2 protein-coding genes are annotated in these 1,449 nt (G+C 64.0%); both read right to left on the bottom strand.

Translation table 11 applies throughout. The annotated features are described in order from the left end of the window. A partial coding sequence (locus tag A8G00_RS03310; protein ID WP_102999994.1) for an IS91 family transposase occupies positions 1 to 1,011 on the bottom strand: 1,011 nt, incomplete at its 3' end. A 10-nt stretch (positions 1,012 to 1,021) separates the two neighbouring features. Further along, positions 1,022 to 1,449 (bottom strand): tyrosine-type recombinase/integrase (locus tag A8G00_RS03305; protein ID WP_172451739.1); only part of this gene is annotated, 428 nt, incomplete at its 5' end.

Raw genomic sequence — 1,449 nt, 5'->3', positions numbered from 1 at the left:
ACGGATGGTCGCCAGCCGGGCGCGGCGGCAGCCATTGGCGAGGAAGCCGTAATGACGGATGCGATGGAAACCGTCAGGCAGGCTGTGGAGCAGGAAGCGGCGGATAAACTCGTCGGCGGCCAAGGCCATATACTTTTGGGCATTGTCATGGCGATAGTCCCGCCACCGGAAGGTGACGGTGGCATCGATCATGCTGACGAGGCGGCTATTAGCGATAGCAACACGATGGGTGTAGCGGCCCAGATAGGCGAGAACATGCCCCGGTGAACCGAAGGGCGGCTTGGCGTAGACTACCCAGGAGGTCTTGCGCAGCGGCCTGAGCGCGTCGGCAAAGGCCCGGCTGTCGCTCAGATGTTCCAGCGTACCGAAGAACTGCAAATGCCTGGCCGTGTGCGCTGCCTGGAGCCGCTCAAGAAACAGCCGGCGGAACAGGCGCGAAAGCACGGGGATCGGCAGGAAGAAGCGGGGTCGACAGGCGATCCAGCGTTGGCCATCGGTCGACAGCGCACCGCCTGGAATGAGGCAGTGGATGTGCGGATGGTGCGTGAGCGTCTGCCCCCAGCTGTGAAGAATGGCGATGAAGCCGAGCTCGCCGCCGAGATGCTTGGGATCGGCGCCGATGGTCTTGAGCGTCGCGGCGACGGTATCGAACAGGATGGCGTAGACCTGGGCCTTGTTCTGATAGGCGATCGCGGCGATCTCGGCCGGCACCGTGAATACGACGTGGAAATAGGGCACTGGCAGGAGATCGGCTTCGCGCGCCGCCAGCCATCGTTCGCGCGCGCTCCCTTGGCACTTTGGACAATGGCGATTCCTACAGCTGTTAAACGAGACCCGGCTATGGCCGCAGTTGTCGCAAGCCTCGACATGGCCGCCGAGCGCTGGGGTCCGGCACAGCTCGATCGCAGCCATGACACGACGCTCGACGCGGCCAAGATGCCCGTCATGGGCCAGGCGGTAAGCAGGGCCGTGGCGGCGGAATATATCCGCCACCTCCAACGCTGGACGCATGGCGACGCCCTCAGCTGGGCGGCACCACATCCAGGCTGAGGCGGTCGAGCGGACTTTGCGTCGTGGCGATCGTGGTCGTCGCGACATGGGTGTAGCGTGCCGTCGTCGACAGATGGCTGTGCCCGAGCAAAACCTGGATGATCCGGATATCGACTCCGCTCTCGAGCAGGTGCGTCGCAAAACTGTGCCTCAGCGTGTGGACGCTGACCCGCTTGGTCAATCCTGCCGCCTTGGTGGCTGACCGGCAGGCGGCGTGAAGACAGGTCGTGGTGATCGGCGTATCGACGCTGCGTCCGGGGAACAGAAAATCCTGCGGGTGGGCGAGCCGCCAATAGGTCCGCAGGATCCCGAGCAACTGCGTCGAGAGCATGACCGTACGATCCTTGGCGCCCTTGCCATGGTGGACCTGGATCACCATCCGGTCGCTGTCGATGTCCG

Source organism: Sphingobium sp. SA916 (assembly GCF_002894065.1).
GTDB classification, from domain to species: Bacteria; Pseudomonadota; Alphaproteobacteria; order Sphingomonadales; family Sphingomonadaceae; genus Sphingobium; species Sphingobium fuliginis.
Note: the sequence above shows the minus strand (reverse complement) of the source record. Positions and strands in the feature narration are given on the sequence as shown.